The organism is Bacillus sp. 007/AIA-02/001, assembly GCF_004634455.1.
Taxonomy (GTDB): domain Bacteria; phylum Bacillota; class Bacilli; order Bacillales; family Bacillaceae_G; genus Bacillus_A; species Bacillus_A cereus.
The window spans coordinates 325,978-346,449 of record NZ_SEIY01000002.1 but is presented as its reverse complement, the minus strand read 5'-3'; the positions used below and the strand labels follow the sequence as shown (position 1 = coordinate 346,449).

The window sequence follows — 20,472 nt, the reverse complement described above, 5'->3', positions numbered from 1 at the left end:
GATAAACGCTTGTTTTTTGTCAAGAGAAAAATGTATTTTTAAAATTCAAACTCGAAATAATGTTATTCAAAAATAGAAAATAACTTCCCTCTTCCTCGACTAAAAGTTCATTTTTTTGTCATTTTTCCAGAACAAATAAAAAAAACTGAAAGTCGATTAGACTCTCAGTTTTTTTATTTATTTTGCTGTATGTTTTCTAACGGCTGGTAAAATTTCAGTAGCAATTAATTCAATATTTTTCTCAATTTTATCAAATGGTACACCGCCAAAATCAATTTGTGCCATAAAGCGTTGTTGGCCAAATAATTCATATTGGTACAGCATTTTCTCAATGATTTGTTGTGGGCTACCAACCATTAAAGCATCACGGTAATCTATTGCATTTGTAAATTGCTGTTTCGGATACCCACCACCGCGCAGTGTAAGCATACCAGCATTAATGTGAGGGTAATATTCACTAAGTGCATCTTGTGAATTTTTTGCCGTATAAAATAAACTCGTTGTCGCAACTGGTAAACTAGCTGAATCAAATCCACTTTGTACAACCGCCTCGCGGTAAGCATCTACTGACACTTTAAAGTTAATTGCTGGACCACCAAGTGTTGTTATCATCATTGGTACACCCGCGCGTCCCGCTTTAATTGCACTAGCTGGTGGACCTCCAACCGCACGCCAAATTGGTAAGTTATTATTTTTCGCTCTCGGAATAACCGATGCATGTGCGAGCGGTGCTCTGAACTGTCCATTCCATGTTACATGTTCCTCGTTATTAATTTTTAATAAAAGATCCATCTTCTCTTCGAATAATTCTTCATAATCATTCACGTCATAACCAAGTAAACTATATCCCCCAATACGAGATCCACGACCAGCCACAATTTCTGCACGTCCATTAGAAATCAAGTCAATTGTAGCGAAATCCTCATATACTCGAACTGGGTCAGATGTACTTAATATCGTTGCTGAACTTGCAATTTTTATATTTTTCGTAGCTTGTGCAATAGCTCCTAAAATAACTGTATGAGCTTGTGTTGTAAAATGCGTTTGATGACTTTCACCGACAGCAAACACATCAAGCCCTGCCTCATCTGCTAACTTAGCTGTTTCAATTAGTTCGTGAATTCTTTTCTCTGGCGTAATTTTCTCCCCATTATGTGGATTTAAAACATGATCACCAATTGAATATAATCCAAACTCAATTCCTTTTCCTATATCTATACGGTATTTTTCCATAGTTACTCTCCCCTTTAATAAAGTAGTATTAGTTTTTTTCTAAAAACGTTGGTAAGTCAGGTATATCTCCGTATTACCTACGCCTTCACTTGATTAGTCAATTGATAGTGTAAAAAAAATTACTCTTGCGGTAATTCTTTTTTTTCACTATGCTTATGAACTTTCGTCATTAGCTCGTATAATATTTTCTGCTCTTCTTCATTTAATACATCATCAAAAAACGAAGATTGAAATGCAAGTTGCTCTGGCAATGCTTTCTCTAAGGCCGATTCCCCTTGCTCTGTAAGACTAATTGTTTTCGTTTTCCAATCTTGTTTTCGTACAATATATCCTTCTTTCTCAAGACGAGTTAACATTCGAGAAATACCACCTTGTGTAACAGTTACCTTTTCAGCTAACTCCATTTGTGTTAGTGGCTGATACGTACGTATTTGCAAAAGCACATCAAATTGAGCTGTCGTTAAATCAAAACGTTTTAAAAACTCATTTGACATTTGATTACTTTGGTTCGTAAATCGTATTAAACGTAACCATATTAATGATCCTATCGTATTATCACGCATGTTTTGTCACTTCCTAGCGTTCATCTTACTATCACTTTACTACGCAAGTGATAAAAAAGCAAGAAAAAATGTAATAAATATATCGATAGAGTATTGCATAAATAATGATAAGTAAGAATTCATATAAACATGAATTCTTACTTATCATTATTCTTAACTTTGCCTTTCATTCATTACTATATTTAAAGCTGCCATAGCTTTTGGCCAACCAACGTAAAAAGCCATATGTGTTATTAATGCAACCAATTCATTCTCCATAACCCCATTTTGTTTAGCTAGCTTCAGATGAAATTGTAATTGTTCTGTATTACCGAGACTGATTAGTGCTGACACAGTACACAAGCTTCTTTCTCTTAATGTTAAAGTGGCATCCCGCCACACTTCCTCAAATAATATCTTTTCACTATAATGAGCAAATGCAGGTGACATTTCTCTCATTTTCTTTTTAATATGTACTTCAATAAGTTCATTTTTTTCTCCCTTTATTTTCACCATTTGTGCTATTCCTTGACCAAATGACCAGTTTTCAGCAGCTGTCTCATTTAATGTAATAAAAATATCCGAAGTTTTAACATCGGAATATTCCGTAATTTTTAAGGATACCGATTGATACAAATCTTTTTTCTGTTGCACTGTTCTTCCCGGTCCACATGTAATAGAAACATAAATCATATTCTCTGTTCTCTTTTCTCCTCTTTCCAACAAATAATATGGATTATATAAAAATTTGTTTTCTTGGTAAGGTAAGAACATTTGAAAATAATCATTTTCAGGGATGTTAAAATGTTCAATTAATGAAAGATGGATACATTCACCCATTTTTTCCAACTCTTCTTCATTTAATATGTTTTCAGGATAATAAATCTTCACAAAAGGCATAGACTTTCATTCCTTTTCTTATTTTTAATATGCAACAAAATTTCATCGTGAAATGTGTAAAATCTCATATACTGTAACACCTTTATTCACTGCAATTTCAGGCTTCTCCTCATAAAAATTAAACCTACTATACCCCCATTTATCCGGATTATAAACGATTACATTCCCTAAACACTTTTCGTTGTTTTGTACATCTTCATTCATAGTGCTTAATTGAGTCCCAATCAGTGTTTTACTTTGAGAAATACTTCCTGCATATTCAACAACATATCTACTTTTCTTAAATCCATCACTTAGATTAACCACTAATGGAACACCTATATGTATTTGTTGCCATCCAAAAGATTGTAAAATGTTATCGTAATACCCTTCAAAGATAAATTTATTCATCCCTTCATGACCATTCCAAATATATAAAGGTGCATAGCAGTTATAAAAATTCCCGTCTTTCTCCGTTTCCGTAATTAAATAAGCTTTAAAATTTAGTGCTTGGAAACCATCAGTTTTATAACCATTATCCTTTACCCTTTTCTTAATAATTTCCATGTCATAATCCTTTGGCAAAATGACCTTATATTGCATTCCAATCATGTTTATCACTCGCTTTCAATCTTATATACATTATGATAAATCGATAAGTAGCTAACGTAAAATAGGTATAAATTATGTTTGGTATCATTTATAATGATAGTGCATAAGGGGCTGAGATATATGGAAATAAATGATCTTATTATATTCAAAACTGTAGCCAGTGAGGGTTCTATTAGTAAAGCTGCTAAAGAGTTAGGTTATGTTCAACCGAACGTAACTGAGCGAATCAAAAAATTAGAACAAGAATTAGAAACGCCTTTACTACATAGAGATAACAAAGGCGTTTCCTTATTACCTTCTGGTGACATTTTATTAGATTACACGAATCAAATATTAACTCTATTAGAAGAAGCGAAAGATAAAATTAAAACAAGTGGGTCTTCTTATATAATCGCGACGTCACAATCGATTTTGACTAATTATTTAAGTAAGCGTATTAAAGAAAATTTCATGAATTATCAAATATATGTAGAAAATAGTAGTCATTTGCCAAAATTACTGCAGCAACAAAAAGTTGATATGGTCATCACTTATGAGGATGATTCTGGTGCAGGTTTTAAAAAAGTATTTACTACTTCAATTTCTATAGGCTTACTAAAAGATCAAGAAAAATGTATCATTGACTATTCAAAGGAACTCTTCTTCGTTAGTAATGACAAAAAGTGTCCTTTTAGAAATAAGACGATACAATTTCTAAAAGAAAATAATTTATCTCAGCGTCAACTTCAACAATTAGATTCTTATTCGCTTATGGAAGAGTTTATTCAGGACGGAAAAGGGATAGCCTTTTTGCCGATTAAAAATGATAAATTGGTACCAATTGAAGATGTTCCAGTTGAGAAATTAGCTGTTCATTTTTTTACAAATCAAAACTCTTTCAAACAAATCCCTGATGAACTATTTGGTTAATAAAAAAATCCCTCCTTTATGAATCTAAAAGAGGGATTTTCATATTCTATACAATTGATTTTTCACACATTTTGCTCCACTTCTGCACTTTTCTCCTTCTTATTCCGTTTCATATTCTTCAGTCCCTTAACCGTCCCAACCAATCCTTTCGGAAAAACGAGTAGCACGATAATATACAATAAACCTAGAATAATCGTCCATCTTTCAAAAATCGGATATTCCGTCGCTAGTTCTGATAAATAATATTTTAGGGATTCAATAATCCCAGATCCAGCAATAGCTCCAATTAATGTTCCGACTCCTCCAATCATTGTCATCAAGAGTGCATTTAGTGTCATTTCAATTGAAAATACAGTCGTATTGACAAAGCGTAATGTAATAACAAATAAACCACCGCTAATTGCAGCTACTATTCCTGCCACTACACTTGCGATTATTTTATAATGGAGGACTTTATATCCAAGTGCTTCAACACGTTGTTCATTTTGTGAAATTGCCTTTAATACTTTCCCAATAGAAGACTTTGTAAAAAGACGTAATAGAATAAAAATGAAGCATAAACATACAAGTGATACATAATAAAAAGTAAAACGATCACGGAATATTTCTGGTACCCCAAATGTAAAACCATCTCCTCCGTGAGTGAGCCCACGCCATTTTTCAGCAAGGACGAAAAACAACTGTGAAATAGCAAGTGTTAACATTGCATAAAAATGACTTTTCAATCGTAAAGAAAGCAAACCAATTATATAACTAACGATTGCTGAAACGATAATTGCAGCTACTATTCCAATTAAAAAGTTCGTTATTGATACGCCTTGTCGATCAAATAAAAGCGCTACCCCATATGCTCCTATCCCAAAGAACATACAATGACCGAACGATACAATTCCTGTATACCCAAGCAATACATCAAAACTCATTGCAAAAATAGCAAAGATGAAGATTTGAGTGAACAAAATTAACAGGCTCCGTGAATCATTTACGAACGGAAATACACTTAAACAAATGAGCATACATACTCCGAAGTATACTTTAATTCGGTCCGATGTGTTGTTCACCATTTCACCCCTTTTCACCAACAAGTCCAGTTGGCTTCACTATTAAGAAAAATAGTAACATTAACATATTAATTGCAAGTGATAAATCTGGTATAAAATACGCTGTAAAAGCACCAGCTAATCCGACAATTAAAGAAGCAATAGCTGAACCTTGTACGCTTCCTAATCCACCGATAATTACTACTATAAAAGCTAAAATTGCATACTGCATGCCCATCTCGGCGAAAATAACGCCCGAATACGGTGCTAATAAGAATCCTCCCAAAGCTGCCATCCCTGCTCCTAATAAAAAGACGAAAGAAAATATCGCTTTTACATTAATACCAAGCGCTTGAACCATTTCTTTATCCATTACACCTGCACGGATCATAAGACCTATCTTCGTCTTTTTGAGTAATAGTAGTAGTGCGATGTAAATAATTATCCCAATCAAAATAACAAATAGACGATATTTAATTAATATAATACCTCCGAATGTAAAACTTCCTTGTAACCATAACGGTAATTTTGCACTAATAGGGTTTGGCCCCCAAAATATTTTAATACACTCACTAAGAACGAGCATTCCTCCAAGCGTAACGAGCAGCTGTCGAACATGATTTCCATATACCGGTCTAATAAGAAACCTTTCTAAAATAAATCCTAGGAACATTCCCATGGCTACTGCTCCAACTAAAGCTAATATATAACTTCCTGTCATATTAAATAACCAAACACCTGTAAATGCTCCCCATGCAAATAAACCACCGTGTGCAAAGTTTAAAACGCTCATTAGACCGAAAATAAGTGAAAGACCTGATGCTAACAAAAAAATGAGCATCCCTGTTGAAATCCCATTTACAAATAAATTGATTAACACATCCATCCTTTTCACCTCGGATTCATGTTAAGAGATTCCTAAATATTTATGACACATTTCCTTATCCTTTTTTAATTCATTCATAAAACCGTTATGAACAATTCGTCCGTTATCCATAATGTAAAAATAATCACCAATTTGACTAGCCATCATAAAATTTTGCTCAACAAGTAAAACTGTTGTTTTCTCTTTCATCTTCAAAATAGCTACCATTAATTTCTCCACCATTATCGGGGATAGCCCTTTGCTCGGCTCATCAATAAGTAATAATCCATCACTATTAATAAACGCTCTTGAAATAGCCAACATTTGCTTTTGCCCTCCGCTCAAGAGCCCACTTTTCTTATTCCAAAACTGCTTTAAATCCGGAAATAGTTCCAGCATCCACTCTATTTTCCCTTCTACTTCCTCACCTTTTCCCCTAGCAAGAGCGAATGTTTCTTCTACTGTCAAATCATGAAAAATACCTTGATTTTCTGGTACATACCCTATTCCTTTCCTTGAAATTAAATGTGTAGGTAATCCACTTACTTTTGCACTATCATAATAAATTTCACCATCTGCAATGCGGTGAAATCCCATAACTGAACGTAATGTCGTTGTTTTCCCTGCCCCGTTTCTACCAAACAGTACAGTAATCGTCCCTTTCTCAACAGCAAGAGATACTCCTTGCAAAATATGAAACTGATCTAAATACGTTTCTATATTATTCACTTGTAATAGTGCCACTATATAATCCCCCTAAATAAGCACTTTGTACACGCTCATCTTTCATAATTTCTTCTGGCAATCCTTCAGCCAATAACTCTCCATGAAATAAAACGATAAGATGATCTGACAAACCTAGTATCATATCCATTTTGTGTTCGATAAGTACAATTGTGCTCTCTGGATGTTTCTTAATATTTTCAATCACTTGTAATATAGCAGGGACTTCCTCAACCGAAATACCTGCCGTCGGCTCATCAAGTAATAACACATCCGTTTTTAAAGCCAATAACATCGCAAGTTCTAGCTTTCTTTTCTCTCCATGTGCCAAATCTTTCGCTAATATGTTCTCTTTCTCGTGAAGTAATACTGTTTTTAAGAAACGTCTCGCCTCTCCAACTTGTTGCTTTAATTTTGCTGAACTCGGGAAAAAACTATAGTAATCTTGTACGAATGATTGAACACTTAAACGGACATTTTCAAGTACCGTTAATTCTGGGAATATGTTTGTAAGCTGAAAAGAGCGACCGATTCCTAAGCGTGTTCGATCTGAAATCGATAGTTTTGTAATATCTTGCCCTTTAAAATACACTTCACCTGTTGTAGGTGAAATCTGTCCACTTAGTAAATTAAATAATGTTGTCTTCCCCGCACCATTTGGCCCGATAATAGAAATGAGCTTTCCTTTTTGGACAGTTAAATTTACATCTTTAATAACTTGATGTTCACCAAAAGATACACTAAGATTTTTCGTCTCTAGCAAATGTGTCACGAAATCCCTCCCTTTAAAGCCGTGAGTATGAAGGAAATATGTATAAAGAGGGTCCCCCCTCTTTATACAAAAACAACAGAAAATTCAGTCTATTTATTTTGAACTGGTGGTTCTGTTTCTTTCATCGTTAATTCTCGCTCTAACACTGGCACCGGATAATCAACACCATCTTGCTTTTTCAATGTGATAGAATACAGCGTCTGCATCGCTTGGTGGTCCTTCTCTCTAAACTTCATCTTTCCTTTCGGTGTATCAAATTCCATTCCTTCCATTTTCTTAATCAAGGTATCTACATCTGTATCACCTTTTGTTTTCTTTAAGGCTTCTACAATAGAAATTGCTGCTGACATTCCTCCCGCTGTAAACAAATCTGGCACTACACCATTAAAACGTTTTTTATGCTCTTCAACTAGCCAATCATTCACTTTATTTTTTGGAAGTGTGTGATAATATACAGAAAAACCTTGCATACCTACTAATGCATCCATTGTTTTTAATGCTGGTATATCTGGCGCACCTGTAGAAATTTTAATACCTTGCGCTTCCACATTCATATCTTTCAACTGTTTCCAAGGTGAATTTGCCCCTGCCCAAACGATAAATAAATAATCTGGTTTTGAACTAATGATATTTTGAATATTCGCTGTAAAATCTGTTGAATTTGTATCCGCGTATTGCTCATTCACAATGCTCGCACCTAATTTTTTCGCACCCGCTTTAAATGCAGCAATCCCTTCACGACCAAAAGCGTTATCTGGGGCAAATGTCGCAATCTTTACATCTTTTTTCGCAATTGCTGCTGCTCCTGCAATCGCATCTTGTGAGGAACTTCTTCCAGTTCTAAAAATATATTTATTCCAGTTCTTCCCGGTAATACTATCCGCAACTGCCGGTTCTACAACCATAATCTTTTCATATTCCCCGGCCAGTGGTAAAACCGCTAACGTATCACTTGAACTAGACGATCCAACTAAAAAATCAACTTTCTCTTCTTCTAATAACTTCGTAGCTTTTTTAACTGCTACATCCGCTTTCGTTTCTGTATCTTCTACAACAAACTTAATCTTTTTCCCATCTACTTTCCCAGTTCCACCAGTTGCATAATCTAACCCTAATTCAAATCCGTTCACTGTTTGTTTTCCATACGATTCTAGCGGTCCTGTTAAAGAAGCAAGGACTCCTACCTTAATCGTTTTTTCATCCTCTGTACTTGTTTTCTTTCCTGAACAAGCTGCCGTTATTAATAACGAACCTAAAACACAACCAGTAAACATTGTCTTTAGCCACTTACGTTTTTTCATCGACATTGTGATCCTCCCCATACTTTACTTTCTGATAGAATCAAACACGCCAAAATCCCCTGTCCGTAATCATGACTAACTAATTCGATAGATAATGGAAAACTCTTGTAGTACCCTCTACATTCGGCACAAATATATAATCACCTTCCTATGTAATGGAAACGGACATACAATCAATATATATTCTGCAATCCAATTGAAAATACTGTTTCATTTCAGTAATGATCATACAAAAAGACTAACTTATTTTTTAAGTTAGTCTTTTCACCTTAATTAGAGTTAAGTTCTACTTTCTCTAACCCTTCAGCCAATTGTTTCTTATCTAGCCCTTCTCCTATTACTACTAAGTTTGTCGGGAAACCGAAGTCTTGTTCTAATAAAGTTGGTACTCCGAACGAATATTGGAATAGGTGAGGGTATTTATCTCCACGGAATTTCACAAAACCTTTCACTCGATAAATACTATCTGGTAAATTCGAAAGCCATTCATATAATTTGTCTTGATCAATCGGTTTCGTAAATTGATATGTCATCGTTTGTATATGTAAATGCTGTTTGACATGTAGTGTCTCATGTTCCTCATCATTTGGAAATTCTGCTTCTTCTATATCTTTTAAAGATATATTACAATACTTTGTCTCATACATTTTCGCATGATCATTTATTGCCTTTACTTCTTCAAATACTGTGTTCTTATCTTCATCTGTTAGTAAATCTGCTTTATTAACAAGAATGTGACTACCAAATTTAAGTTGCTCATGCAATAGCTGTTGTACATTTGCACTTAATATACTTCGGTTTAACCACCTTACTGCATCTAAAACGACTACAATTGATTTCACTTCCAGAAAAGGAGCTAAAATTGGCGAGACACACGCGTCTAACACTTCAATTGGATGCGCAACACCTGTCGTTTCTATATAAATTACATCTGGTCTTTCTTGTTGGTATAACGAATGTAATTGTATTTCAAGCTCTTCTTTTAATGTACAACAAATACATCCTTTAAGAAGTTCTCTTAAAACATTCTCTTTTCCAATAATATCTGTATCTACCGAGTATTCACCAATTTCATTCATTAATACTGCAACTTTTCTATTCTTCTTTTTCTCTGCTAACAATAAATTTTGTAATAATGTTGATTTTCCACTACCTAAAAAACCACCTAATATATGAATCTCCACTTTATTCATTCAACCGACCATCCATTTCTTTACTTCAAGTGTATTCAAAGCGTAATAATTACGATTTATATTTATCATTTTATTAAAAGAATGACCATTTGTAAATATAAGAGATTCACTGTTCATTTACTTCATATGCAACTCTAACTCCAGACTCAATTGCCCCTTGCATCCATCCATGTGTTAATGTCGTATGCTCTCCTGCAAAGTGTACTTTTCCAGATGGTGGTGTAATATACGGAAATAACTCGAGCTCTTGGCCTGGTTCGAAAGCTGTAAATGCACCGCAAGAATACGGATTTTTACTCCAGCTAAAAGATGTTCCAGTGACAAACTCACTATAGACGATGTCACCGTATATTTCCGCTAAATTTTTTAATGCGTAACGAATACGATCTCTTTGCGGGAGACTATCCCATGTTAACGCCTCATCTGCCCACGTATAACTTGCTATAACGATAGCTGGTCCTGGAGTATGAATGCCATAACTCGGATAGTATGTAAAACGTATCGGTAAATCAGTAATAGATTTACCTCCACACTGTCCCGCTTTCTCCCAAAATCTACTTTTAAACTCTATTGCAATTTTAGTTGCAGCAATATAATTTAATTCACGAATTGCTCTTTTTTTAAAATAAGAGAATAAATAGTATGGCTGAACTTCTACAAACCTTAACGCTGAAAATGGAATTGTAATAATAGCAAAATCACTTGTTATTGTAAATTGCTCTAACGTTTGTTCATGATTTCCTTGTAACATTACTTTATTATCTTCTTGTATAATTTTATCAACCTTATACTGCATTAAAATATGTTCCCTTAATTGTGGTAAGAATGCATTCGATAACTTATCCATTCCACCAGTTATTTCATAATATTTCGTTGTTGAAGTAAAGAAAATCATTTCACGTAATACTTCAATTAAGGACATTCCCATATAAGCTTCCATATCAAGAAGTACCCCAATCATATCTATTGCACCATCTGAATAATACTCCATTAAAAATGAACCAAGCGAATACGTTTTATACTTTTTTTCAACGATAAGCCAGTTTTTATCAGGATCCTTCTTAATATAATTTAGTATTGGTTCTAATACCTCAATCATTAGCTCTTCTGCCGTTTTTCCTCTTTCTTTATCCAAAACCGGATATTCAAGTACACTTGGATCATTTTCAAACACATTCAATCTCGTTTGAATGTTATTCGTATAAATGATATCTGCAAAAGTTTTATTTATAAAAAGGTTTAAAGGTAGTTTAAATTTATGAATATACGCTAAGGTTAACTTATGGGTGTCAGGGATTCTCATCGGTCCCGCATTAAAATATAAACCCACACTAAATGGTTCCCGAATCGTATACACTCTGCCACCTATTCTGTTATTTGCTTCTATAATCGTTACTTCGTGCCCAGCCTCTTTTAATAAAGAACCTGCAACTAATCCAGAAATCCCTGCACCTGCAATCGTAATCCGTTTTGGGTTATTCTTTTTAACAAGCCCTGCATGAATAATATGAAGCATTTCTTCCATTGTTAATGGGTTCCCCATACCATTTCCCCTTTTACAAAGGATTTTACTGAATTATATTCGGTTCACTGAATTCCTATGTTTTGTTCGCAGATTTGCACGGATACATTTTCAAATACTTGAATATCTTTTATAAAATGTAATAAACTAGATATGACTCTATAGAAGTAAGACGTATTATCTTACATAACAAAACCAATGAAATTGCGAGGAATTTTGAAATGAAAAAAGGTATTAACCGTGTTGTATTAGTAGGAACAGGAGCAGTTGGATGTAGTTATGCTTACTGCATGATTAACCAAGCCGTAGCTGAAGAATTTGTTTTAGTCGATGTAAATGAAGCAAAAGCTGAAGGGGAAGCAATGGATTTAAGTCATGCTGTTCCATTCGCCCCAGCTCCAACTAGAGTATGGAAAGGCAGCTACGAAGATTGTAAAGATGCTGACCTTGTAGTTATTACAGCTGGATTACCACAAAAGCCAGGCGAAACACGTTTAGATTTAGTTGAGAAAAACGCCAAAATCTTTAAACAAATCGTTCGCAGTATTATGGATAGCGGATTTGATGGCATCTTCTTAATCGCAACAAACCCTGTAGATATTTTAACTTATGTAACTTGGAAAGAATCTGGTTTACCGAAAGAACGTGTAATCGGTTCTGGTACAACGCTTGATTCTGCTCGTTTCCGCTATATGTTAGGTGAGTACTTCGATATTGGTCCACACAACATTCACGCTTATATTATCGGAGAACACGGCGATACTGAACTTCCAGTTTGGAGCCATGTTTCCGTTGGTATCCAAAAACTACAAACACTGCTTGAAAAAGACAACACGTATAATCAAGAAGATTTAGACAAAATTTTCATAAACGTCCGTGATGCAGCTTACCATATTATTGAGCGTAAAGGCGCAACTTATTATGGTATCGGTATGTCACTTCTACGTGTTACAAAAGCAATTTTAAACGACGAAAATAGTGTATTAACTGTATCAGCTTACTTAGAAGGTCAATACGGTCAAAAAGATGTTTATATCGGGGTACCTGCTGTTTTAAATCGCGGCGGTGTTCGTGAAATTTTAGAGGTTGAATTAAGTGAAGATGAAGAATTAAAATTCGACCACTCTGTTCAAGTATTGAAAGAAACAATGGCTCCGGTTCTTTAATTAAGATAAAAAGCAATCCAATTTATTTTGGATTGCTTTTTATTTTCATTATCTCCTATGACTTTTTAGTGATTTTCTATCATTTCTTATTTTTTAGTCGCATCCTCATTATTTATATCAAGTACATCTAATAAAAAGATAAAGATTGGTATCCCGATAATAAGCCCCCATATTCCGAGGAAATGCTCTGAGAAGATAAGAATCATAAATGTGTAGAATATTGGTAAATTTGTTTTTGCAGACATAAACTTCGGATTTAAACAATAACTTTCAAGAGCATGGATTACTGTTATGAATACGAGTATGTATACTACGTACATAACTCCGCCTACGTTGTAAGCAATGATACAAAGTGGAAACAAAGAAATAATCACACCTGCAACAGGAATCAACCCTAGTAAGAAAATCATAACAGCTAATACAAGTAGCTGTGGAAATCCTAAAACGATTAATGCAATGACAGTAAGAATACAATTTACAACGGCAATTAAAAACTGAGCCTCAATTACTTTGCCGAACGATCTTGCAAATCTTTCACCAAAATATGCAATTTCCTCATAAAAGATTTTTAACTTACTATCTTTAAACTTAGATGTAAATGTAATAATACGCTCTTTTTCTAATAAGAAAAATAAGCTTAAAATTAGAGATAATAATATTTGTAAACTTACCTTCCCTATATTGGCTATCGATTGATAGATGACATCTACACCTTGTTCTATATATTTTGATACTTCCATCCCATTAATTGTCGAAAGTGCATATTTAACGATTTCATTATCAGGTGGATTTTGAAAAAATAGTTTAAACTGATAAATTAATTGTGAAATTTGTATCGTCAGCACAGGTAAATATTTATATAACGTTGTGCCTATAAAGGAAACTAGTATTATATATAAACATGCAATAACAATTTTCCGGTTTACTTTCAATTTTCTTGAAATAAAACGTTGAAATCGATCCATTAAAAACGTCAGTATAAACGTAATTAATATTAAATTAATCATACTTTTTAATGCGTATAATACAAGCGCTACTATTATTAAAACGAGAAACCGTTGAAACCCTCTACTTCGAAAAAAACTCTTTACTTCATTCATTAAGAATTAACCTCCCCCTTCAATGGATGGAAATTGAATATATTACATTTTATGAACTCCTATAGACAATCTTTCTTACTAATTGAGAAGAATCCTTTTTTTCTTTTCATATTGTTAGATTCCAGTTATTTTTCATATAATCTTTTATAAACTAGGTAATTTTCTATTTTTAGACTGCTGTTCATACGCATATCCAATATTGAAAAGCTCTTTTTCACCAAACTGTTTCCCTACAAACACTACACCGATTGGTTCTCCATTTTTATCATATCCAGCAGGAACCGCTAATTCCGGATAACCAGCTACAGCTGATAGAAGAACTTCATCGTTATTAATCATAACTAGAGCATCCAAACCTTTTTCTACTAAATACCTATCTAGCTCTTTTCTTGCATTTTCTTGACTCGTTTGCACTACGTTTTCAAACTCTTCTTTCGTTATAACAGATTTTTCAGACCCTTCAATTAATGTTTGTCCGTATTTTATTCGTCTTTTACTATCCTTTTTATTAAACGCTATAATCTCTTCTAACGATTTTACCGGTACATTCTTTTGCTGTGAAAGATAGTCGTTTACATTATGCTTGAACTCATATTCTAATGTTTGCAAATTATCTACACCCTCAGCACTTAACTGGATATTATCAGTTAATATCGCACCTGCATCTTGAAGGTCTTTTCTAATTTTTTCTGCTACTGCTTTTCTATTTTCATCTTGTTGGTCTACAGAAAAAAGAAGCCCTATCTTTTTCCCTTTTAATCCATCTATCGATAAATCCTTTGTATAATCAATTCTTTCTTTATCTTTCATTTTTTCTGTCATAACATCTTTTTCGTCATAACCTATCATTGCATTAAATAATGTTGCTGCATCTTTTACCGTTCTTGCCATAGGTCCTGCTGTATCAAGAGTTTCAGCTAACGGAATAATTCCTGTTCTGCTTACCATACCTAAAGATGGACGTAATCCAACTACTGATTGCTGCGCCGCGGGTGCAACAATCGATCCCGTCGTTTCTGTTCCAATTGCAAGCGGTGCAAAATCTGCTGCAACTACTGTAGCAGATCCTGAACTTGATCCTGAAGTATCGAATGCAATCGGACCGTACGGGTTTAAATTTTGTCCTTTCTTCCCGCTATACCCACTTGGCATTGTAAAAGATAAATAGTTCGCCCACTCAGACATATTCGCTTTTCCTAAAACAAATGCTCCTTCTTCTTTCAACTGCTTCACAATTGTTGCGTCTTGATCTGCAATCCAATCTTTTAATACATAAGTTCCTGCACTAGTCGGCATCACTTTTTCCGTCTGTACATTATCTTTTACAACGACAGGAATACCATATAAATTCGAATTTTTGTTTCTACCCCGCTCTTGATCTAACTTTCTTGCTTCTTCCATCGCATTAGGATTTATCTCTGTAACAGAATTTAATGTTATTCCATTTTGATCATGTTCTTGTATTCTAAAGAGATAAATACTCGTTAATTCTTCATATGACAACTTTCCATCATCAATCATTTTTTGAAGCTCATCTACAGTCGCATTTACGACTTCTTTTTCTTTTATCTTTACATTTTCTATATTGATTCCTTTAAGCTGATTATGTATCGGTTGTAGCACTCTTTCTTTATCATATACAATACGCTCAGGTTCCTTTGGAAAATAATTTTTATACACGTAATATCCACCAGCACACGCTAATAAGACAATGCCTCCAGTGATAGACAGCGTTACCTTTACCCATTTCTTCATGTTGCTTCCTCCACTCTATAAGATGCTTAGCTATACAAAAAAGAGAGTTACCTTTTACTTAACTCTCTCCAATCAAAATGCTAAATGAAAAAATGAAAGATTTCAATCTAATTACTTCTTTTTTTGCATTTGCTTTGCTAACATTTCTTTCACTTGATTATACGTTAACCCTGAATTTTTATTTAAACGCTTTACTTCCTCAACATCAGTACCTACCACTGTATATTTTTTCTCATCATTCATTTTTCTAATTCCCTTCTCACCGTATTATTTCTTATATTTCTTCCCTAAATACGCATAAATTAACACCACTACAAAAAAGGAAGCTGTTTTTAAGCACAGCTTCCTTCTCGTTACATATTGTATTTCTTAATAAAATTTCACTACATCTTCAGTAGGTAAGAACGTTCTTTCTGCTGGTTGTTCGTTTGGTTCACCAAATGGCATTTGACCTACTAAGCTCCACTCTGCCGGAATGTTCCAAGTTTCTTTCACTTCAGCATCTACGATTGGGTTGTAATGTTGTAATGACGCTCCAATTCCTTCAGCAGATAATAGCATCCACACAGTATGTTGTAACATCGCATTTCCTTGATGAGACCAGAATGGGAACTGATCTTTATATAATGGCGCATTTTCTTGCATTTTTTCTACAGTTGCTTGATCTTCAAAGAATAGAACTGTTCCTACACCTGCATGGAAGCCTTTTAGTCTTTCTACAGTCGCTTCAAAGTTTTCTGCTGGTACGCGGGCTCTTAGTGTTTCTTTAACGATATCCCAAAACTTTTCATGCTCTCCATCCATTAATACAACCATACGACCACTTTGCATATTGAAAGATGTTGGTGCGTGTAAAGCTGTTTTTAACACTTCTTCAATTCTGTCTTTCGTAATTGCATCGTTTTTTGCTACTTTACGAATTGAACGGCGGTTCACAATTGCTTCTTTTAAGTTTGTTGTAGTTGCTGACATTTTAATTCCTCCAAATGTTTGTTTTATAATTTATTTTGTTATTTCATAACAAGCTAATTAGCAATATCCATCGGTATTACATTGCATACCTTCAAATGAATTTGTTTTATCCTTTTCAATTTCTTTATCAATGACCCTTTCTAGTGTTTCTTTACTAGCAAGCCCTTGAATGACTTCATCTCCAATCATGACAGTTGGAACAGCCATAATATTCGCTTCATCATATGCGTGCTGATTTGCTTCTTGATGTTTTTCCTTATATTTACGAGTTACTAAAGCATCTTTAAATTCTGCTTCAGGAAGTCCTACTTCTACCGCTAATTTTGTTAACACATCAATATCTTCAATGTTTTGCTCTTCTTGGAAAAATGCTGTGAATACGCGGTGGTGATACTCATTACCTAGTCCACGTTCTTTTGCAAATTGACATCCTTCGAAAGCTAAATGTGTATATGGGTGCGGTGAAACACGTGGCAAGCGCATATCGATTCCTAATTTCTTCGCTGTCGGAAGAATGAAAGCATCCCATGAACCTAATTTTTCTGGTTCATTCCATGGATCTATTTTTGAATATGGACTTGGACGTAATTCAAATGGCATCCATTCAATCTCTACATCTTTCTCTTTCGCTACCTCATCTAATGGACCTTTTGCTAAAAAACAAAACGGACATATAAAATCTGAGTATACTTTCATTTTTACAGTCATAACTTTTACACCTTACCTTATCGTTGTAATCAAATTAGTTACATTAATGATAAAAAAATATAAATATTATTTAAGCATTCATTTTTTCTTGCAAAGTTTCAAACAACTGCCCCATCGTAATATTTCTCAAAACCTCTTCCATCGCGGATTGTGCTTGAATTAAAATAATTTCTAACACCGCTTGAATATTCGCCCCAATTGGACAATCTGGATTTGGTTGCTCGTGAATATGAAATAGCTTGTCTTCTTCGACTACGTTCACTGCATGATACACATCTAACAATGTGATTTCATGTAAATCCTTTAGTAATCCCGCGCCACCCGGTCCACGATTTACGTAAACAAAGCCAGCTTGTTTCAAGTACGACATGATTTTACGAATGACTACTGGATTTGTATTGACACTCTCAGCCATATAGTCTGAAGTACAAAGTGAAGATGGATTGTTTTTCAAAATAGATAAAATATGAACAGCTATGGAAAAGCGGCTACTAATTTTCATCGTAATCACCACCTCGATGTAATCATTATAGTTACAACTGAAAAATAAGTCAATCCTTTTCATAGATTTTTTATAAGTAAATTAAAAAGTGTCCCATTATGATATATGAGACACCTCTTTTTATTCTGCAAATAGCGATTGAAATTCTTCAATAAATAGCTGCACAGCGATTGAAGAATCCTTTAATGAAGGAACAGCTAAAGCAATTTCTCTCCATACTTGTGGTTCCAATTCTCTCGTTTGCACATTTTTTGGTAAATTCGTTAAAGATAATTCAGCTAATATTGCAATGCCTAATCCTTCTTGAATCATATTTAAAGCTGTAGTAACTGTCGAAATTACATACTCAGCCCGAAGTGGTACGTTTGCTTGTTTAAACATATCAATAATAGGTGGTTCGTATCCGCCCTTACATAATATGATTGGTTCATTCTCTAAATCACTAATTGTAATAGAGTCCTTCTTACAGAGAGGATGATCCTCTCTTAAGATAGCAACCATTTTCCCCTTCGTTAATGGAACAATCTCCATATCTTTATTAGGCAAAATAACAATTCCTATATCAATAACCCTCGATACTAACCAATCTTCAACTTCTTTAATCGTTCCTTCACAAAGAACCACTTCTAATTTCGGATACTTCTCCTTAAAAAGGTTTATCATTTTGGGTAAGAAATGTGCAGAAGCACTCGGAAAACTACCAATTCGAATCGTCCCAACTTCGTGTCCTTTCTCCATCGCAACTTCTTGTTCAATCTTCTCTACACCGTTCAAAATCTCTCTAATATGTACAAGAATCCTGTTTCCTACATCCGTAACGAGGAGCCCTTTTCGTTTATCACGTATAAGAATAGTAACTCCTAACTCTGACTCAATACTTGAAATCGCATGACTAACAGCTGGCTGCGTCATATTTAATACCCTGGCAGCTTTCGTAAAACTACCTAACTCAACAGTTTTTATTAATACTTGCAGTTGTGTAATGGTCATAACTAATCACTTATACTCCTCATAAAAAAGATTCATTTTATTTATTACAGTCGATATCATATCATAGTGAAATGAATAACAACAAGGAGGTCTTTCAGTGACACAGCTTTCTCGAACTAAGACGGCCATCATCCTTACCTTTCTCGTTTTCATGTGGGGAATCAATTGGCCTTTATCAAAGTTTGCCCTGCATTATACACCACCTGTTTTATTTGCAGGCGTTCGAACTTTAATTGGAGGATTCATTTTACTCCTGTTCGCATTACCGAAATACAAAGAGTTACATTTAAAAGAAACGTGGCATTTATACGTTATTTCTTCTTTACTTAACATCATTATATTTTACGGATTACAAACTGTCGGCCTTCAATATATGCCTGCTGGGTTATTTTCCGCCATTGTATTTCTACAACCAGTTTTACTCGGTATTTTCTCGTGGATATGGCTTGAAGAATCAATGTACGGCTTGAAAATTTTCGGGCTTGTTCTCGGATTTATTGGTGTAGGTGTTATTAGCTCTAGCAGTTTAACAGGACATATTTCTATCATTGGAATCCTTCTCGCGTTAGGATGCGCTATTGGCTGGGCACTTGGCACAGTATTTATTAAGAAGACTGGTCACCGTGTTAATGCCATTTGGATGGTAACACTTCAGCTTATTATTGGTGGACTTTGCTTAATTGGATTTGGTTCAGAGTTTGAAAGCTGGTCTAGTATCGCTTGGAGTATACCATTTGTTAGCGTACTTCTCTTTATTTCATTCTTTGTTATTGCAATGGGGTGGCTTGCATACTTCACACTTGTTGGAGCTGGTGAAGCAAGTAAAGTTGGGGCTTATACATTCCTCATTCCACTAATTGCTATTATTGTAAGTTCAATTTTCTTACATGAGGCCATTACAATGAGCTTATTTATTGGGCTATTATTTATTGTTGTGAGCATTTGTTTTGTAAATATAAAACCGAAAGCATTTGCTGTAAGGCAGCGGGTTGAAGTGAAATAAACGTAAGAAAGAGCCTACTGTTTGTAGGCTCTTTCTTACGTCTTACTTTTTACGACGTACTACAAAAACACACGCACTTACCGACGATACTATCGCAAAAATAGATAAGACAATTGCTATCAATTGCATATTACTAGTACCTTCATTCTTTTCTACACTAGAAACTTCACCATGTTCTCCTGTTAATGACGTACCTTTTGCAATTGTAGTAAGTGAATGCGGTTTTTCAGCTTTTTCATCGCCTGTCCATTCAACAATTTCTTCATCTTTATATTGTTGATATGCGTCCCAAGCTATTTTTTGCTCTTTATCCGGATTTTTAGCGACGAAAGTAAATCGCTGGAACTGACCGGGTACAATCCCTTCTCCTGTTGCTTCCCATACTACAGTTTTAACTTTTCCAGCTGTATCTTTTTGCTCCTCAACTTTCCATCCTGGCACTGGTTCATACTGCTGGAACTCTACTCCAGACGGTATTTTCAGTGTAACTTTTGTTGTTGCTACATTTTTTTCAACGGGTACTTTTATCGTATATGTCTCCCAAGAACCAACGTCAGAAGTTGCTGGTTTTACAGTGACGTGCGCACTAACAGGTAACGAGAACATTCCCATTGCAATAATTGTTGCGATCATTGTTGTTCCTAATTTTTTTATACGTTTCATTTTCTATTAGCTCCTTTTCATA

At 34.5% G+C, this 20,472-nt stretch carries 22 protein-coding genes and 1 pseudogene; 3 read left to right on the top strand and 20 right to left on the bottom strand.

Translation table 11 applies throughout. From position 1 onward, the window contains the following. Positions 1-177 precede the first annotated feature (177 nt). The 5 genes and pseudogenes from ES895_RS07195 to ES895_RS07180 all read right to left on the bottom strand — a co-directional run bounded on the left by ES895_RS07195 (position 178) and on the right by ES895_RS07180 (position 3,266). Entirely contained in the window at positions 178-1,233 is a 1,056-nt protein-coding gene (locus tag ES895_RS07195) for an LLM class flavin-dependent oxidoreductase (protein WP_135238245.1), read from the bottom strand. A 119-nt stretch (positions 1,234-1,352) separates the two neighbouring features. Next, on the bottom strand, positions 1,353-1,796 hold the full coding sequence (locus ES895_RS07190) for a MarR family winged helix-turn-helix transcriptional regulator (protein WP_001205528.1): 444 nt from the start codon (positions 1,794-1,796) through the stop codon (positions 1,353-1,355). 153 nt (positions 1,797-1,949) lie between these two features. Further along, positions 1,950-2,234: a carboxymuconolactone decarboxylase family protein gene (locus tag ES895_RS29680; RefSeq protein ID WP_223272771.1), complete on the bottom strand. Its 285-nt coding sequence runs from the start codon at positions 2,232-2,234 to the stop codon at positions 1,950-1,952. Between the two features lie 27 nt (positions 2,235-2,261). Further along, positions 2,262-2,675, bottom strand: a pseudogene (locus ES895_RS29675) (tautomerase family protein); the annotation flags it as partial. 42 nt (positions 2,676-2,717) lie between these two features. Continuing rightward, entirely contained in the window at positions 2,718-3,266 is a 549-nt protein-coding gene (locus ES895_RS07180; RefSeq protein ID WP_000579894.1) for a DUF4865 family protein, read from the bottom strand. 120 nt (positions 3,267-3,386) lie between these two features. Between ES895_RS07180 and ES895_RS07175 the strand changes: the two genes are divergently transcribed. Next, on the top strand, positions 3,387-4,175 hold the full coding sequence (locus ES895_RS07175; protein WP_000405005.1) for a LysR family transcriptional regulator: 789 nt from the start codon (positions 3,387-3,389) through the stop codon (positions 4,173-4,175). Positions 4,176-4,237: 62 nt separating this feature from the next. Here ES895_RS07175 and ES895_RS07170 read toward each other — a convergent pair whose 3' ends face one another. The 7 genes from ES895_RS07170 to ES895_RS07135 all read right to left on the bottom strand — a co-directional run bounded on the left by ES895_RS07170 (position 4,238) and on the right by ES895_RS07135 (position 11,612). Next, entirely contained in the window at positions 4,238-5,191 is a 954-nt protein-coding gene (locus ES895_RS07170; RefSeq protein WP_002102967.1) for a branched-chain amino acid ABC transporter permease, read from the bottom strand. A 49-nt stretch (positions 5,192-5,240) separates the two neighbouring features. After that, the gene (locus ES895_RS07165) at positions 5,241-6,101 is read right to left on the bottom strand and encodes a branched-chain amino acid ABC transporter permease (RefSeq protein ID WP_000382787.1); all 861 of its coding nucleotides are present in this window, start codon (positions 6,099-6,101) and stop codon (positions 5,241-5,243) included. 21 nt (positions 6,102-6,122) lie between these two features. Next, on the bottom strand, positions 6,123-6,824 hold the full coding sequence (locus ES895_RS07160) for an ABC transporter ATP-binding protein (protein WP_001196696.1): 702 nt from the start codon (positions 6,822-6,824) through the stop codon (positions 6,123-6,125). Then, entirely contained in the window at positions 6,802-7,575 is a 774-nt protein-coding gene (locus ES895_RS07155; RefSeq protein ID WP_000149337.1) for an ABC transporter ATP-binding protein, read from the bottom strand. The genes ES895_RS07160 and ES895_RS07155 overlap by 23 nt, the downstream gene beginning before the upstream one ends. A gap of 89 nt (positions 7,576-7,664) precedes the next feature. Next, entirely contained in the window at positions 7,665-8,882 is a 1,218-nt protein-coding gene (locus ES895_RS07150) for a substrate-binding domain-containing protein (protein ID WP_000062003.1), read from the bottom strand. A 263-nt stretch (positions 8,883-9,145) separates the two neighbouring features. Then, on the bottom strand, positions 9,146-10,069 hold the full coding sequence (locus ES895_RS07145; RefSeq protein WP_001044941.1) for a CobW family GTP-binding protein: 924 nt from the start codon (positions 10,067-10,069) through the stop codon (positions 9,146-9,148). A gap of 106 nt (positions 10,070-10,175) precedes the next feature. After that, a complete protein-coding gene (locus ES895_RS07135) occupies positions 10,176-11,612 on the bottom strand; it encodes a flavin monoamine oxidase family protein (protein WP_000528025.1) in 1,437 nt (478 codons plus the stop codon). Positions 11,613-11,812: 200 nt separating this feature from the next. On the opposite strand from ES895_RS07135, the gene ES895_RS07130 reads away from it, so the two are divergent. Beyond that, the gene (locus ES895_RS07130) at positions 11,813-12,757 is read left to right on the top strand and encodes an L-lactate dehydrogenase (RefSeq protein WP_000715321.1); all 945 of its coding nucleotides are present in this window, start codon (positions 11,813-11,815) and stop codon (positions 12,755-12,757) included. An 86-nt stretch (positions 12,758-12,843) separates the two neighbouring features. Here ES895_RS07130 and ES895_RS07125 read toward each other — a convergent pair whose 3' ends face one another. The 7 genes from ES895_RS07125 to ES895_RS07100 form a co-directional block, all read right to left on the bottom strand. Beyond that, complete coding sequence (locus ES895_RS07125; RefSeq protein ID WP_135238243.1) at positions 12,844-13,857, bottom strand: AI-2E family transporter; 1,014 nt, start codon at positions 13,855-13,857, stop codon at positions 12,844-12,846. A 144-nt stretch (positions 13,858-14,001) separates the two neighbouring features. Next, positions 14,002-15,612, bottom strand: coding sequence for an amidase family protein (locus ES895_RS07120; protein ID WP_135238242.1), 1,611 nt, complete (start codon positions 15,610-15,612; stop codon positions 14,002-14,004). A gap of 111 nt (positions 15,613-15,723) precedes the next feature. Beyond that, complete coding sequence (locus tag ES895_RS29965) at positions 15,724-15,855, bottom strand: hypothetical protein (RefSeq protein ID WP_000997344.1); 132 nt, start codon at positions 15,853-15,855, stop codon at positions 15,724-15,726. Between the two features lie 126 nt (positions 15,856-15,981). Then, the gene (locus ES895_RS07115) at positions 15,982-16,584 is read right to left on the bottom strand and encodes a nitroreductase family protein (protein ID WP_001277009.1); all 603 of its coding nucleotides are present in this window, start codon (positions 16,582-16,584) and stop codon (positions 15,982-15,984) included. Between the two features lie 57 nt (positions 16,585-16,641). Then, positions 16,642-17,292 carry a DsbA family oxidoreductase gene (locus ES895_RS07110; protein ID WP_135238241.1) on the bottom strand — a complete coding sequence of 217 codons (651 nt, stop codon included), beginning with the start codon at positions 17,290-17,292 and terminating at the stop codon, positions 16,642-16,644. A 70-nt stretch (positions 17,293-17,362) separates the two neighbouring features. Further along, entirely contained in the window at positions 17,363-17,794 is a 432-nt protein-coding gene (locus ES895_RS07105) for an Rrf2 family transcriptional regulator (protein WP_000704073.1), read from the bottom strand. A gap of 120 nt (positions 17,795-17,914) precedes the next feature. After that, positions 17,915-18,784 carry a LysR family transcriptional regulator gene (locus ES895_RS07100; protein WP_000156771.1) on the bottom strand — a complete coding sequence of 290 codons (870 nt, stop codon included), beginning with the start codon at positions 18,782-18,784 and terminating at the stop codon, positions 17,915-17,917. 97 nt (positions 18,785-18,881) lie between these two features. On the opposite strand from ES895_RS07100, the gene ES895_RS07095 reads away from it, so the two are divergent. Next, complete coding sequence (locus ES895_RS07095; protein WP_016082034.1) at positions 18,882-19,787, top strand: DMT family transporter; 906 nt, start codon at positions 18,882-18,884, stop codon at positions 19,785-19,787. A 42-nt stretch (positions 19,788-19,829) separates the two neighbouring features. Here the strand turns inward: ES895_RS07095 and ES895_RS07090 are convergent, their stop codons facing one another. Next, the gene (locus ES895_RS07090) at positions 19,830-20,450 is read right to left on the bottom strand and encodes a YcnI family copper-binding membrane protein (RefSeq protein ID WP_135238240.1); all 621 of its coding nucleotides are present in this window, start codon (positions 20,448-20,450) and stop codon (positions 19,830-19,832) included. Positions 20,451-20,472: the final 22 nt, after the last annotated feature.